Below are 13,103 nucleotides of genomic sequence, written 5' to 3'. Positions count from 1 at the left end.
CGAATGACTCACCATGCGGCCCGAACCTTTTCGGGCAGGTGAAGGTCCAGACCCAGGAAGCCGCAAAAATCCATTAAAAGGCTTCGTATTTGCCCTGTCGTGCAAAAGCTGGAAGACAAAGCCATGCCTGAAAGAGAACAGCGCTACCGCGCCTACCACCTCTTGAGAGAACTCGATTCGCTGACTTCCTCGACCATGAACCAGATTGCCTACGGTCGTGTGGGAGGCGCCGACTGGAAGGGGATGTGCCAGGCACACCGCAAGGCGTTCGAGGATTGGATGGCGTTCGCCGAATCGTTGCTTGAACCTGGGAGCGACAAAACCTCGGACTCTTCCTGACCTCCACGGTAGGTGCTGCACCGGTTGTCCGATTCTATCCCTCTGTCCGTCGAACGCGGTTGCGTGCTGGCACGCATCCGCTATGGTGCCACTACCAACACACATAAGACTAAAGTCGTAGGAGGCGGCATGAGAATTCGCGGTGACGTGTTCTGGTCTTGGGCAGACCCCACTCTCCATCATCGAACGCATGACGAAACACTCGACAGCGGCTCGTGTATTGACGTGCAGGTTCGATTGTCTCGAACCGGTGCCACGCAGATGTTCATCGGTCTCTACGCGCCGTCCGGCATGGCCTTGCATGAGGAGGCGTTCGACTCGCGTCCAGGCGAATCGATGACCCGGGCACTGGCCTGGGGTGTCGGGCGTGCCAGAAGAGTGGCAAGCGAGCCTGCGTTGCAGTCCAGCGGGCGCAACGCCAAGCTCGCGGTTGTGGCCGTTTGCTCTGGACGTTGATGTATTAGGCGCATTGGGAAGGTCACCGTCTTAGGGCAGACGGCGACCTTCCATCACGAATGCCCGTACAGAAGCACATTCGCCGTGGCAATCATGGCGACCAGAAACAGTATCCCCGCCGCTATTTGCACCAGTGTCCCCACCAAGCGACGCGCCCAGCTTTTGGCCGTGCCTTCAATGGCCGGGTGATGATGCTGGTCCCCATAGCCGTTCTGCACGGTGCCGGTGAAACGCTCGGCGCGCCCCGTGAGCCAGCTGCCGACCTTGCTCAGCAGTATCGCCAGGATGAATGCGACCACACAACCGACCAGCCCATGACTTTGAATGGTCTGGTAGAGGCTTAGCAGCAGAAACCAGCATTGACGCAGAAACTCAGCCATGGCGGCCACGTCTATCGGCATGCGGATGGTTGCGGTTTGCCTTGGGCCAGTCTTCCGATGATCCGGCAAGAACAAACACTGTGTATATCCCAGAATAGCTATCGCTTTGGTATGTGCCAGTTTCCAGGCGGTGCGCATTTTGCGCGTGTAATTGTCTGATGCAGTTACAGATATGTGGAATGACTAGTGCGCGTGGACGCTTCGAGCAAGAAAGCGGATGCACCGGGTAGCCTCGGAGGGTAGAGTGCCCCACATCGGTTTTTCCAAGCGAGCACCTACCGTGTCCAGCGCGTTTTCCTTCATGCAGTCACCCGTTGGAACCCTCACCCTGGTCGCGCGAGGCGATAGCCTGGCTGCGGTGTTGTGGGAGCAGGAGCGGGAGAATCGTGTCCGCCTGGGTGAACTGCACCGGGACGATGGGCACCCTACGCTGCGGGAGACGGCGCGCCAGTTGAACGAGTATTTTGCCGGCTGTCGCCGGGGCTTCGAGCTGCCGTTGGATTTCGTTGGCACGGATTTCCAGCGCCAGGTCTGGGCAGCGTTGCTGACCATCCCCTTCGGGCAAACGCGCAGCTACAGCGATATCGCCCGGCAGATCGGCAACCCAAGCGCTGTTCGGGCGGTGGGGGCGGCCAACGGGCGCAACCCGATTTCAATCATCGCCCCGTGCCACCGGGTGATTGGCGCTTCCGGCAGCTTGACCGGTTTTGCCGGCGGACTGCAGGCCAAACAGTACCTGCTGGCCCTGGAAGGGCGAGAGAGCCTGGCGCTGGATCTCTGAGCCCGTTCAGCCCACCCAGAGCACGATCAGGCAACCGAGCACTGCTGCCACCGTCCCGACCACCAGGCTGTACTGCCGGTGGGCGCGCCGAGCGTGGGGTTGTGCTTCGCGCAGGAACTCGCCAGGTGTCGGGGCGTCCGCTCGGTGGCGCAACCCTTCGGCCATTTCGGCCAGCCTGCCATGAGCGCAGGCGTAGCAGACCAGCACTGTGATCAGGTATTTCATGTCGCCAGCGCATCCAGCGGTAACGCTTGAGCAGTCATTGACGTGGTGTCGAGCAGCACCAGCCCCTGGACCTGCTCGTCCAGCGATGCCAACACATTCCCTTGAGGGTCCCAGGCCGCGGAATGGCCGGCACCGACGAAGGTGTCGGCCGGCCCCACGCAGTTGGCGAGCAACACCGGCATGCCCAGGCGCCGGGCAACGTCCGGGTAGTGCCGGAAACCTTCGTCGATGCCCTTGGTTGTCTTGGCCACGCTGACCATATAGATATCCGCCCCCGCTGACCGGGCGAGCTCGGCATGTTCGATGAACATCGACTCATAGCAGATGGCCGGTGCGATGCGCTGGTTGCCCAGCGTGAACACCAGGGGCTGCTCGCCTGCGATGAAGAACGGTAGTTCGTCATCGTGCAGGCGCTGCTTGGCATAAAAATGTGGCGGGGCGGCGGGGCGCAGGATCGGCAGGCCAATGCATATCCCCCTGGGGGTCAGCAACGGCAGGCCCACGGCCACCGCAATGCCATGGCGGTCACAGAGCGCTTGCAGTGGATCGAGCAGCGAAGTGTCCGACGGCTGTGCCAGTTGACGGGCCAGGGTGGGTTCATAGCCGGTCAAGGACAGTTCGGGGAACACCACCAGTTGCGCCCCTCGTGCAATCGCCTGTTCGACGCAATAGCGATGACGCTCCAGATTGCCAGGCAGGTCGCCCCTACGGGAGGCCAGTTGTACAGCGCACAGCTTCATGGCGAGTCCATCCATGGATAAAGCGAAAAAGGCGAGGATACTATCGGCCGGTGCGCTCAGACCACCCCGTGGCTGTCGAGACTGGCATCGCGAAATCGCTCGGGTTGATCGAAATGCACGTCGACCTGCGCGGTCGGTGCGCCTTGTGCCATGCTGTTGGAAGCCAGCAGCATCAACAAGACTCAGGCGAGGGTGGTACGCATGATGCACCTCCACGGGCACGGACGATTCGCCCCACTATTTTACGCCTGTCGCTGGCACAGCAGCAGAGGATGGGTGCAATGAGCCGTTTTCGGCGGGTGACTGCCAATACCCGTGGCCGCGATCTGGCCGTGGGCGACATCCATGGCCATTTCGACCGGTTGCAGCGCTGTTTGGATGAGGTGGGTTTCGATCCTGAAGTCGATCGGCTGTTCAGCGTCGGCGACCTGGTGGACCGTGGGCCAGCCAGCGAACGGGCGCTGGACTGGCTGGCGCAACCCTGGTTCCACGCGGTGCAGGGCAATCACGAGGCGCTCGCCATCGCCCACCTGCGGGGTGGCAGGGTCGATCTGGAGATGTACCGTTCTGCCGGTGGTGCATGGTTTCTCGATCTTCCGCGCGCGGAGCAGCAACGCTATGTCGAAGGCTTTGCGCAGATGCCTTTGGCGATCGAAGTGCAGACGTCTCTTGGGCTGATCGGCCTTTTGCACGCTGATAGCCCTTTCCCCGAATGGTCAACGCTCAAGGCCTTTCTGGAGGCCATGGACGATCCAGAAGTGCGGGAAGTCTGCCAATGGTCACGGCGGCGCCTGCGTGAGGGCGACACCGAACCGGTCCGCGGCTTGCGGGCCTTGCTGGTCGGTCATACACCGGTCCTGCGGGTCAAGCAGCTGGGCAACGTCTGGCACCTGGACACCGGCGGTTGGGCCAGCGGCTTTTTCAGCGTGGTGGACCTTCGGACGCTGACCGTGATCAACCCCAGATCAGGCGCATGAGCACTGCGCTGGCCAGCAGGATCAACAACACACCCGAGGCACGCTCCAGCCACGGCAATGCTTGGCCGAAGCGCCGCAGCACGCGCCGATTGCCAATCGCCAAGGCGACCAGTAGGTCCCAGACCAGCACGAGAGTGAACATCCACACACCATAGGCCAGTTTCCAGGTTGCACTGCTGGCCGCGAGCATGCTCGCCAGGCTGGCGTAGAACAGTGCGTTCTTCGGATTGAGGATGCCCGAGGTGAAGCCCACCCCCAGGTTTTTCACCCAACCATGCCCCACGCCGACCTCAGCCGATAGCAGGCTGCTGTGCCCGGCATGGCGCAGGAATAGTCCACCGATGTACAGCAAGTAGGCGCAGCCGGCCAGTTGCAAGGCGATGAACAGCGCGCTGCCCTCACGCAGGATGGAAACCCCGGTAAAGGCCATGGCGATGAATACGCCGTTGGCCAGGGCGATGCCCAGGCACGCACCGCTCGCGGTACGCCAGCCAGCGCTGGCCGAAGCGCGAGCGACGAGGAAGAAATCAGGGCCCGGGGAGAGCAGGGCCAAAAAGTGTGCAGCGGCGACGACGAGAAATTGCTCCATGGCGAGGCTTCTGTGGCAAGGAAAGCCGCAGTCTGTCGCCCCAAGCCCTGGGCGGTATTGAAGATAATTGCATGGCGCACGCGCCAGACCGCGGGGCACCGCTTTCCCAGGTACGGCGGTGTTTGAGAGCAGCACAAAAATCTGTGGGGGGTATCGAGGCGTTGAAACCGCCGCGAAGCAGCTCGCACGGTGAGTGGCACCGGTTGTGCCGGTGTTCGCGGGTAAACCCGATTCTACAGAGGTGAAAGCGATGGTTCGGTTCGCCGACTTATCTGCCAGCCGCGCCGTGTCGATATTGCCCTGGGGTCAAGCCCGTGTGCGCCTTGAACACTCGCTGGAAATGGCTCTGGTCGGCAAAGCCCAAGCGATAGGCCACCTGCGCAAGGTCCTGACCTTTACCGAGCAAGCCTCGCGCCCGGTTGACCCGCTCATTGAGCAGGTAGGCATGCGGTGTCAGCCCCGTTGCGGCCCGGAACGCCCGAATCAGTTGGTAACGCCCCAACCCCGCGTGCCTGGCCAGATGCGCCAGGCTGATCTCGGCCAGCTCGCAGGTCTGCAGCATGGCAATCAGCTCGCGCAGGGCAGGCGTGCTCAAGACCGGTGCCGGGGCTGCATCTAGCGTCGTATGCGCGGCAAAGTCGTGGTCGCCGATGAAGGCCACCAACGCGGCTTCCTTCTGCGATGCGTCCGTTTCGGAGAACAACAGCGCATTGAGCTGGCAGAACTGACGATACACCTCAACCGAGCGCGTGATACGCGCGGGCGCGCCGGGCTCGGCAGCGCTCACTCCCGACTCCAGTCTCAGTCGGCCCAGCCACTGCGCATCCACATGCACCATCTGGTAGCTCCACGCTTGGCCCGGTTCGGGATTGCAGGCATGCACCCGCTGCGCCGGGACCAGCACCAAGGTGCCGGGCGTCAGCCGCGCCTGGCCGTCACCCGCGCCGGTAAACCAGCTGAAACCCGTATCTACCGCACCGATGGAAAACGTCGGATGGCTATGGGCCTTGTAACAGGCCCGGCTATGACAGGCGCGCCGGCTTTCCACGAAGGGCAGGGCCGGGTCGCGCCAGATTTCGCTGCTGGAGAGGGTCATGCAATGCCTGCTGGCCGAGTGCCGGAGCGCGCAGTCTAAACCGCCAGCCACTGTTACGGCCATTCACCGCGCCACTGTGCTTGACGCATGGCCCGCCCAGCGCGAGGCTGCCGAAGTCCCAAGGAGAAGAAAAATGGACCTGTCGAGCCTACTGCTGTTCATCCCCGCCTGTTTCGCCTTGAACATGGCGCCGGGCCCCAACAACCTGTTGTCGCTGCACAATGCCAGCCGTTATGGCCTGCGGACCGCCTGCATGGCCGGTATCGGCCGGCTGCTCGCCTTCAGCGGCATGATCGCTCTGGCCGCCATGGGGCTGGCGGTGGTGCTGCACACCAGCGAATACTTGTTCCTGGCGATCAAGGTGCTGGGTGCGGCCTACCTGTTCTACATTGCCTGGCAGCTATGGCGTGCGCCGGTGGGCGAGGCGGTGGTGGCGAGTGATCATCCGCGCGGGACTTGGCGCCTGGCCCGTCAGGAGTTCTGGGTCGCGGCGGGTAATCCGAAAGCCATCCTTATCTTCACTGCCTTCCTGCCCCAGTTCGTCTCGGTGGGCAGCGCCACCCCAGTGGCGGAGCAATTCCTCTGGCTCGGCGTGATGTTCCTGCTGCTGGAATGGGCCGCCATCGCCATCTACGCAGGCCTTGGGGCGTATATGCAACGTTGGTTCGAGCGTCCAGGGCCACGCCGGGTGTTCAATCGGGTCAGTGCGTCATTGCTGGGGTGTGCGGGGTTGGGGCTTTTGGCGGCGCGGCGCTGAGGTCAGTCGCGGTAGAACGTCTGCACCAAGTGATACCCAAACTTGGTCTTGATCGGCCCATGCACCACCCGCAGGGCTTTCTTGAAGATCACTTGGTCGATGGCGCCCACCAGTTGACCTGGGCGGACTTCGCCCAGGTCGCCGCCGCGTTTGCCCGAGGGGCAGGTGGAGAACTTCTTGGCCAGCACGTCGAAGGCTTCGCCCTTGGCGATCCGTTGCTTGAGCTGTTCGGCTTCGGCAGCGGTCTTGACCAGGATGTGGCGGGCTTGGGCTTTCATGGGACACCTGTGCTTCGGGCAAAAAAGGGCGCCATTATGCCTGATCGCGCAGCTCTGCGCGGTCTCGGAATTGCGCCAGGGCTTCGGGGTTGGCCAGGGCGTCGGTGTTCTTCACCGGCAGGCCATGGACCACGTTGCGGATCGCCAGCTCCACCAGCTTGCCGCTGATCGTGCGCGGGATGTCGGTGACCTGGACGATCACGGCCGGGACATGGCGGGGCGTGGTGTACTGGCGGATCACCTGGCGAATGTGCTGGCGCAGGGCATCGTCCAACTGCAGACCTTCGCGCAGGCGCACGAACAGCACCACGCGCACGTCGTTGTGCCAGTCCTGGCCGATGGCGACACTTTCGACCACCTCCTCGACTTTTTCTACCTGACGGTAGATTTCTGCTGTGCCGATGCGCACACCGCCAGGGTTGAGCACCGCGTCCGAGCGACCATGGATCACCATGCCACCCTCGGCGTTCTCTTCGGCGTAATCGCCCTGGGCCCAGATGCCGGGGTACTGACTGAAATAGGCCTCGTGGTAGCGGCTGCCGTCGCTGTCGCCCCAGAAGCCCACTGGCATGGAGGGGAAGTTGCGGGTACAGACCAGCTCGCCTTTCTCGCCGGTCACCGGCTGGCCATGCTCGTTCCACACCTCCACCGCCATGCCCAGGCCCTTGCACTGGATCTCACCGCGGCGCACCGGCAGCACCGGGTTGCCGAGTACGAAACACGAGACAATGTCGGTGCCACCGGACATCGATGCCAGGCACAGGTCGGGTTTGATCTTGCGATAGACGTAGTCGTAGCTGTGAGGCGAGAGCGGTGAGCCGGTGGACATGATCAGGCGCAGGCTGTTCAGGCTGTGACTCTTGGCCGGGGCGATGCCTGCCTGTTCCAGGGCGGCCAGGTATTTGGCGCTGGTGCCGAAGGCGTGGATACGTTCGGCGTCGATCAGGTCGAGCAAACGCTGGGGGCCTGGGTGGAAGGGCGAGCCGTCGTACAGCACCAGGGTAGCGCCGACCGCCAGACCGCTGACCAACCAGTTCCACATCATCCAGCCGCAAGTGGTGTAGTAGAACAAGACGTCCTCGGCCTTCAGATCGTTGTGCAGGCCGTGTTCCTTCAGGTGTTGCAGCAGTACGCCGCCGGTGCGGTGGACGATGCACTTGGGCACGCCGGTGGTGCCGCTTGAGTAGAGGATGTACAGCGGATGATCGAACGGCAGGGCGGTAAAGCGTGGTTCACCACCGGGTTGGTAGAAGTCATCCCACAGGCTGGCGCGGGGGGCGCAGAACTCGCCGGGGCGGGTGTGCGAGCGGGTGTAGGGCACCACCAGCAGGTGTTCTAGGTGAGGCAACTGGGCTGTGACCTGGTTGATCTTTTCGACCTGATCGATGGTCTTGCCGGCGTATTGGTAGCCGGCGCAGGCAATGAGCAGCTTGGGGGCGATCTGGCCGAAGCGGTCGATGATGCCGTGCAGGCCGAACTCGGGCGATGAACTGGACCAGATCGCGCCGAGGCTGGTGCAGGCGAGCATGGCCACCAGGGTTTCCCAGGTATTGGGCATCACCGAGGCAACCCGGTCGCCGGCCTGGATGCCCAGCGCCTGCAGGGCCTTCTGCATGCCGGCCACATGGGCCGCCAGTTGCGCGTGAGTCAGTACCTGGCGCAGGCCATCCTCGCGCACGGCCACGATGGCGGGGCGGTCATCGCGCCGCTGCAGCAGGTGTTCGGCGTAGTTCAAGGTGGCGCCTGGAAACCACTGCGCCTCGGGCATCAGCGGGCCTTCGCGGAGGGTTTGGGTCGGTGGCGTGTGCCACTGGACATGGAAATAGTCGGCAAGGGTTTGCCAGAAGGCGGGGCGTTGCTCGATGCTCCAACGATGCAGGGCGGCGTAGTCAGTGAGCTGCAGGTTGTAACGCAGGTTGACCTGACGGCGGAAGGCATCCATCCGGCTGGCCTGGATCTGCGCCGTGGAGGGGCGCCAGAGCACATCATTCATGCCGAGACCTCTCGCTTACGATAGAACCTGGGGCCTGTTGGAGCGGGCAAACCCGCTCCTGCAGGGGCTGCGCAACTGATCTTCGAACTGCGCAGCCCGAGTGGCTTTTACTCCACTTTAGCCTTTTGTACATCCGGCGACGCCGACCAGACGCGATAGCGCACTTCGATGTCCTTGGGCACGTACAGCACCACCGGCAGCTTGCTGTTGTAACGCAGCATGAAACCTTCACCGACCACCGGCACGAAGGCCTCGGTCTGCTTGCCGTCCGGGCAGGCCATCAGGGTGCTGGCCGGGCCGCCAACCTTTTCCAGCCGGTAGTAGCTGTAGCCCCAACCTTCGAGATTGTGCTCTTCAAGGCTGCCGGCCAGGCGTTGGCGGTTGCAGTCGACCATCAAGGTCTTGCCAGCGAGGATTTCCAGTTGATAGGCCGATTCGTCGGTCTGGGCCGGCAGGTGGATGACCTGCCGGGTAAAGCCTTTTTCCGCCTCGGGGTAGGGCGCGACGTCCTTGAGCCCGGCTGCCATCACAGGCGCGGCGCCAGCCAAAGTCAGGGAAAGAATCGCGGTCAGTGGGAATGGGCGCATAGGGCCTCCTTGCAAGTGAAAACGAATGCAAGACCGCGCCAGATCCCGGCTGGCCCTCACTGGGCCAACCAACCGCCATCGATGTTCCAGGCGGCGCCACGGACCTGGCTACCGGCCTCGCTGCACAGGAACAATACCAGCTCTCCCAAGTGCTGGGGTGTTACAAATGCCACGGAAGGCTGCTTTTCGGCCAAAAGATCGTGCTGCGCCTGCTGTGGATCAACACCAGTTGCGGCGCGGTCGTCGATCTGCTTCTGCACCAGCGGGGTCAGGACCCAGCCAGGGCAGATGGCATTGCAGGTGACATTGCTGGTCGCCGTTTCCAGGCCCACGACCTTGGTCAGGCCAACCACGCCATGCTTGGCGGCCACATAGGCCGCCTTGCCGGTGGAGCCCACCAAGCCGTGCACCGAGGCGATATTGACGATCCGCCCCCAGCCCCGCGCACGCATGCCGGGCAAGGCCAGGCGGGTGCCGTGGAAGACGGCCGAGAGGTTCAACGCGATAATCTTGTCCCAGGCCTGCACGGGGAACTGTTCGACCGGTGCCACGTGCTGGATGCCGGCATTGTTGACCTGGATGTCCACGCCACCGAATTCGCGCTCGGCCAGGTCGAACAACGCCTCGATCTGGGCCACATCGGACAGGTCCGCGGGATGGTGGATCACCTTGACCCCGTGACGGGCGATCTCGGCGAGCGCCGGTGCCGGGTCGCCGAAACCATTGAGCAGGATGTTCGCCCCTGCACCGGCCAGCACCTGGGCGATACCCAGGCCAATGCCGCTGGTGGAGCCGGTGACCAGTGCTGTCTTGCCTTTGAGCGTCATGCAGATCTCCTTAGACGATGCCGGTGGCGTAGAAGGTGGCGATGACCACGAAAACCGCCAGGGTCTTGATCAGGGTAATACCGAAAATGTCCTTGTAGGCCTCGCGGTGGGTCAGCCCGGTGACCGCCAGCAAGGTGATCACCGCGCCGTTGTGCGGCAAGGTGTCCATGCCACCGCTGGCCATTGCGGCCACCCGGTGCAGCACTTCCAGCGGAATGTTCGCGGCATGGGCCGCGGCGATGAAACTTTCGCTCATGGCCGCCAAGGCGATGCTCATGCCGCCGGAGGCCGAACCGGTGATGCCGGCCAACAATGTGACGGTGATCGCTTCGTTGACCAACGGATTGGGAATGGCGCGCAGCGCGTCGGCCAACACCAGAAAGCCCGGCAGCGAGGCGATCACCGCGCCGAAGCCATACTCCGAGGCGGTGTTCATGGCCGCCAGCAACGCACCACTGACGGCGCTCTTGGTGCCTTCGGCCAACCGTTGGCGGATGGCGCCGAAGGCACACACCAGCACCATCAGAATGCCCACCAGCAAGGCCGCCTGCACGGCCCAGATCGCGGTGAGCTTGGCCACATCGCTTTGCACCGGCACGCTCATGCCGGGCAACTGCAACGTATGGCTGGCCCCATACCACTGGGGGATCCAGTGGGTGAACACCAGGTTCATCACGCCCACCAGCACCAAGGGCGAGAGCGCTAGCCAGGGGTTGGGCAGTGCCAGGTCATCGGCGGTTTCAGGCTCGTTGCGCAGGTCGCTGCCGTAGCCTTCTCCGGCGCGCAGGGCCTTGTTGCGCTGACGGCGCAGGTAGAGCATGCCGACGCTGAAGACGAATAGCGTGCCGATCAGCCCCAGCCAGGGTGCGGCCCAGGCCGTGGTGTTGAAGAATGTGCTGGGGATGATGTTCTGGATCTGCGGAGTGCCGGGCAGGGCGTCCATGGTGAAGGAGAACGCCCCCAGGGCAATGGTCGCCGGGATCAGGCGCTTGGGGATGTCGCTCTGGCGGAACATCTCGGCCGCGAACGGGTATACGGCGAACACCACCACGAACAGCGACACGCCGCCATAGGTGAGCAAGGCACACACCAGCACGATCACCAGCATGGCCTGGCGAGTGCCCAGCAGGCGAATGGCGGCTGCGACGATCGAGCGCGAGAAACCGGAGAGTTCGATCAGCTTGCCGAAGACGGCACCGAGCAGGAACACCGGGAAGTACAGCTTGATGAAGCCGACCATCTTCTCCATGAACACGCCTGTGAAGGTCGGGGCCACGGCGGCAGGGTCGGTCAGCAGAACGGCACCCAGTGCGGCGATAGGTGCAAAGAGGATGACGCTGTAGCCGCGATAGGCGGCCAACATGAGTAGGGCCAGGGCAGCGAGGGCGATGAGCACGGTCATCGGAAGTGTCTCCAGGTCGTTGTTTTTATGGTGAGCCGGGAGATAGCGGGAATCGTGCCATGTTTTTAAGTTGTTGAATTATATAGGTTTTATTGGTCTTCTCGGTGTGTGCGTCTCGATATGGAGACTGTCGGGGTTGCTTTGCAGGCCATCTCAGGCTTCGCCAGCGCCCACAAAAAGTTGGGCTGCGCCTGTGCGATGGACCGCAAAGCGGTCAAAAAGCAATGTCTCTAGATGGAGAGTAAAGTCTCTCTATTGAGACTGAATGCCCAAGGCAATCATTTTCTTGTACAGCGTCGACCGCCCCAACCCCAGCGCTTTCGCGGCCTGCGGCACATTCCCGGCGCAACTGACCAGGGCATCGGCGATCAATTTGCGTTCGAATGCCTCGCACGCCTCCCGATACCCCTGGTGTACCGCAACCCCAGGCGCCGCGGGGCTCAACGGCCCGAGCGCCGACTGCAGGTCATTCACGCCCAAGCGCGGCTGATCCGCCAGCAGCGTCGCGCGTTCCAGCACGTTGCGCAGTTCGCGGATGTTGCCGGGCCAGGCATGACGGGCCAGCAATGCCTGGGCGTCGGGTTCCAGTTCGTACTGGCTGCCGAGCTCGGCAAGGATAGCCTCGCACAGTGCTGGCAGATCGCCCAGGCGTTCGCGTAGGGGCGGCACTTCGATGGGCAGGACGTTGAGCCGGTAATACAGGTCGGCCCGAAACGCGCCGCTGGCCATGGCCGCCTGCAGGTCGATGGAGGTGGCGGCGATGATGCGCACGTCACTGCGCAGCATCTGGTTGGAGCCGACCGGCTCGTATTCTTTTTCTTGCAGCACGCGCAGCAGCTTGCTTTGCAGGGGCAGTGGCATGTCGCCGATCTCGTCGAGGAACAGCGTGCCGCCCTCCGCCAGTTGCAGCTTGCCGCTGCGGCCTTTGCGGTCGGCACCGGTGAAGGCACCGGGCGCGGTACCGAAGAACTCGGCTTCGAGCAGGGTTTCGGGAATCGCGGCGCTGTTGATGCTGACGAACGCCTTGTGGGCTCGTGCCGAGGCGGCGTGTATCGCGTGGGCCAGCAGTTCCTTGCCAGTGCCGGTCTCGCCCAGCAGCAGCACCGGAGAGTCGCTGCCCGCGCCACGGCGTGCCCGGCGCTTGGCCTCCAGGCTCGCGGCGCTGGTGCCGACGAATTGGGCGAAGCTGTACTTGGCCTGGCGGGCGCGCAACTGCGAACGGGTCGAGGCCAGCTCCTGCTGCATGCTCGAGTAGCGCTTGAGCAGCGGCGAGAGGCTACGCAGCTCATCGAACAGGGCAAAACCGATGGCGCCGATCAGCTCGTCGCGGTCGTCATGAATGGGCAGGCGCATCACCACCAGCGGCTCGTTGGGTGTGTCGAGCATGTCCAGCAGGATCGGCCGGCCGTTGCTCACCACATCGCGCATCAGGCTGCCCGGGATCACCGCCTCGCAGGGCTGGCCGATGGCGCTGGCGGCATCGGGCAGGCCGAAGCGCCGGGCGTAGCGCTCGTTCATCCAGACGATACGCGCCTGGCGATCGACGATCACTGTCCCTTCGCTGGACTGCTCGATGATCTCGAACAGTGAGCGGATCGCCAGTTGCCGGACCTGGGGGTAGTCCTTGAGGCTGTCGCTGTCTTGCATGGGCTGGGCCTTTGAAGTGCAGTGGCGGG

The 13,103-nt window shown here is 63.4% G+C and carries 16 protein-coding genes; 5 read left to right on the top strand and 11 right to left on the bottom strand.

The window, feature by feature from the left end; all coding sequences use genetic code 11:
* The first annotated feature begins 123 nt into the window (after positions 1 to 123).
* Positions 124 to 339, top strand: coding sequence for a hypothetical protein (locus IEC33019_RS08645; protein WP_099593333.1), 216 nt, complete (start codon positions 124 to 126; stop codon positions 337 to 339).
* A gap of 129 nt (positions 340 to 468) precedes the next feature.
* A complete protein-coding gene (locus tag IEC33019_RS08640; RefSeq protein WP_070092894.1) occupies positions 469 to 795 on the top strand; it encodes a hypothetical protein in 327 nt (108 codons plus the stop codon).
* A 53-nt stretch (positions 796 to 848) separates the two neighbouring features.
* Here IEC33019_RS08640 and IEC33019_RS08635 read toward each other — a convergent pair whose 3' ends face one another.
* On the bottom strand, positions 849 to 1,175 hold the full coding sequence (locus IEC33019_RS08635) for a hypothetical protein (protein ID WP_139139885.1): 327 nt from the start codon (positions 1,173 to 1,175) through the stop codon (positions 849 to 851).
* A 280-nt stretch (positions 1,176 to 1,455) separates the two neighbouring features.
* On the opposite strand from IEC33019_RS08635, the gene IEC33019_RS08630 reads away from it, so the two are divergent.
* On the top strand, positions 1,456 to 1,956 hold the full coding sequence (locus IEC33019_RS08630; protein WP_070092980.1) for a methylated-DNA--[protein]-cysteine S-methyltransferase: 501 nt from the start codon (positions 1,456 to 1,458) through the stop codon (positions 1,954 to 1,956).
* A gap of 6 nt (positions 1,957 to 1,962) precedes the next feature.
* On the opposite strand, the gene IEC33019_RS08625 is transcribed toward IEC33019_RS08630, so the two are convergent.
* Both IEC33019_RS08625 and IEC33019_RS08620 read right to left on the bottom strand, forming a co-directional pair.
* Entirely contained in the window at positions 1,963 to 2,181 is a 219-nt protein-coding gene (locus IEC33019_RS08625) for a hypothetical protein (RefSeq protein ID WP_099593331.1), read from the bottom strand.
* Positions 2,178 to 2,921 carry a carbon-nitrogen hydrolase family protein gene (locus IEC33019_RS08620; protein WP_070092897.1) on the bottom strand — a complete coding sequence of 248 codons (744 nt, stop codon included), beginning with the start codon at positions 2,919 to 2,921 and terminating at the stop codon, positions 2,178 to 2,180. Before IEC33019_RS08620 ends, IEC33019_RS08625 begins: the two co-directional genes overlap by 4 nt.
* Before the next feature lie 281 nt (positions 2,922 to 3,202).
* On the opposite strand from IEC33019_RS08620, the gene IEC33019_RS08615 reads away from it, so the two are divergent.
* Positions 3,203 to 3,898, top strand: a complete 696-nt coding sequence (locus IEC33019_RS08615; RefSeq protein ID WP_099593329.1) for a metallophosphoesterase — start codon at positions 3,203 to 3,205, stop codon at positions 3,896 to 3,898.
* Here IEC33019_RS08615 and IEC33019_RS08610 read toward each other — a convergent pair.
* Positions 3,876 to 4,487, bottom strand: a complete 612-nt coding sequence (locus IEC33019_RS08610; RefSeq protein WP_070092899.1) for a LysE family translocator — start codon at positions 4,485 to 4,487, stop codon at positions 3,876 to 3,878. The two genes, IEC33019_RS08615 and IEC33019_RS08610, sit on opposite strands and share 23 nt — an antisense overlap.
* Before the next feature lie 268 nt (positions 4,488 to 4,755).
* On the bottom strand, positions 4,756 to 5,583 hold the full coding sequence (locus IEC33019_RS08605; RefSeq protein WP_070092900.1) for an AraC family transcriptional regulator: 828 nt from the start codon (positions 5,581 to 5,583) through the stop codon (positions 4,756 to 4,758).
* A 133-nt stretch (positions 5,584 to 5,716) separates the two neighbouring features.
* Here IEC33019_RS08605 and IEC33019_RS08600 point away from each other — a divergent pair, with 133 nt between their 5' ends.
* Positions 5,717 to 6,340, top strand: a complete 624-nt coding sequence (locus IEC33019_RS08600; RefSeq protein WP_070092901.1) for a LysE family translocator — start codon at positions 5,717 to 5,719, stop codon at positions 6,338 to 6,340.
* A gap of 2 nt (positions 6,341 to 6,342) precedes the next feature.
* Here the strand turns inward: IEC33019_RS08600 and IEC33019_RS08595 are convergent, their stop codons facing one another.
* The 6 genes from IEC33019_RS08595 to IEC33019_RS08570 form a co-directional block, all read right to left on the bottom strand.
* Positions 6,343 to 6,618, bottom strand: a complete 276-nt coding sequence (locus IEC33019_RS08595) for a peptidylprolyl isomerase (protein WP_043211902.1) — start codon at positions 6,616 to 6,618, stop codon at positions 6,343 to 6,345.
* A 34-nt stretch (positions 6,619 to 6,652) separates the two neighbouring features.
* Positions 6,653 to 8,611: an acetoacetate--CoA ligase gene (locus IEC33019_RS08590; RefSeq protein WP_070092902.1), complete on the bottom strand. Its 1,959-nt coding sequence runs from the start codon at positions 8,609 to 8,611 to the stop codon at positions 6,653 to 6,655.
* A 107-nt stretch (positions 8,612 to 8,718) separates the two neighbouring features.
* Positions 8,719 to 9,198 (bottom strand): serine protease inhibitor ecotin, encoded by a 480-nt coding sequence (gene eco, locus IEC33019_RS08585; RefSeq protein WP_070092903.1) that lies wholly within the window; start codon positions 9,196 to 9,198, stop codon positions 8,719 to 8,721.
* Between the two features lie 56 nt (positions 9,199 to 9,254).
* Positions 9,255 to 10,025, bottom strand: a complete 771-nt coding sequence (hbdH, locus tag IEC33019_RS08580; protein WP_070092904.1) for a 3-hydroxybutyrate dehydrogenase — start codon at positions 10,023 to 10,025, stop codon at positions 9,255 to 9,257.
* Between the two features lie 10 nt (positions 10,026 to 10,035).
* Positions 10,036 to 11,427, bottom strand: coding sequence for a GntP family permease (locus IEC33019_RS08575; protein ID WP_070092905.1), 1,392 nt, complete (start codon positions 11,425 to 11,427; stop codon positions 10,036 to 10,038).
* 252 nt (positions 11,428 to 11,679) lie between these two features.
* On the bottom strand, positions 11,680 to 13,074 hold the full coding sequence (locus tag IEC33019_RS08570; protein ID WP_070092906.1) for a sigma-54 interaction domain-containing protein: 1,395 nt from the start codon (positions 13,072 to 13,074) through the stop codon (positions 11,680 to 11,682).
* Between the last annotated feature and the right edge of the window lie 29 nt (positions 13,075 to 13,103).

The organism is Pseudomonas putida (genome assembly GCF_002741075.1).
Classification (GTDB): domain Bacteria; phylum Pseudomonadota; class Gammaproteobacteria; order Pseudomonadales; family Pseudomonadaceae; genus Aquipseudomonas; species Aquipseudomonas putida_T.
The sequence above is the reverse complement of the archived record's forward strand: the minus strand, read 5'-3'. Positions and strand labels throughout refer to the sequence as shown.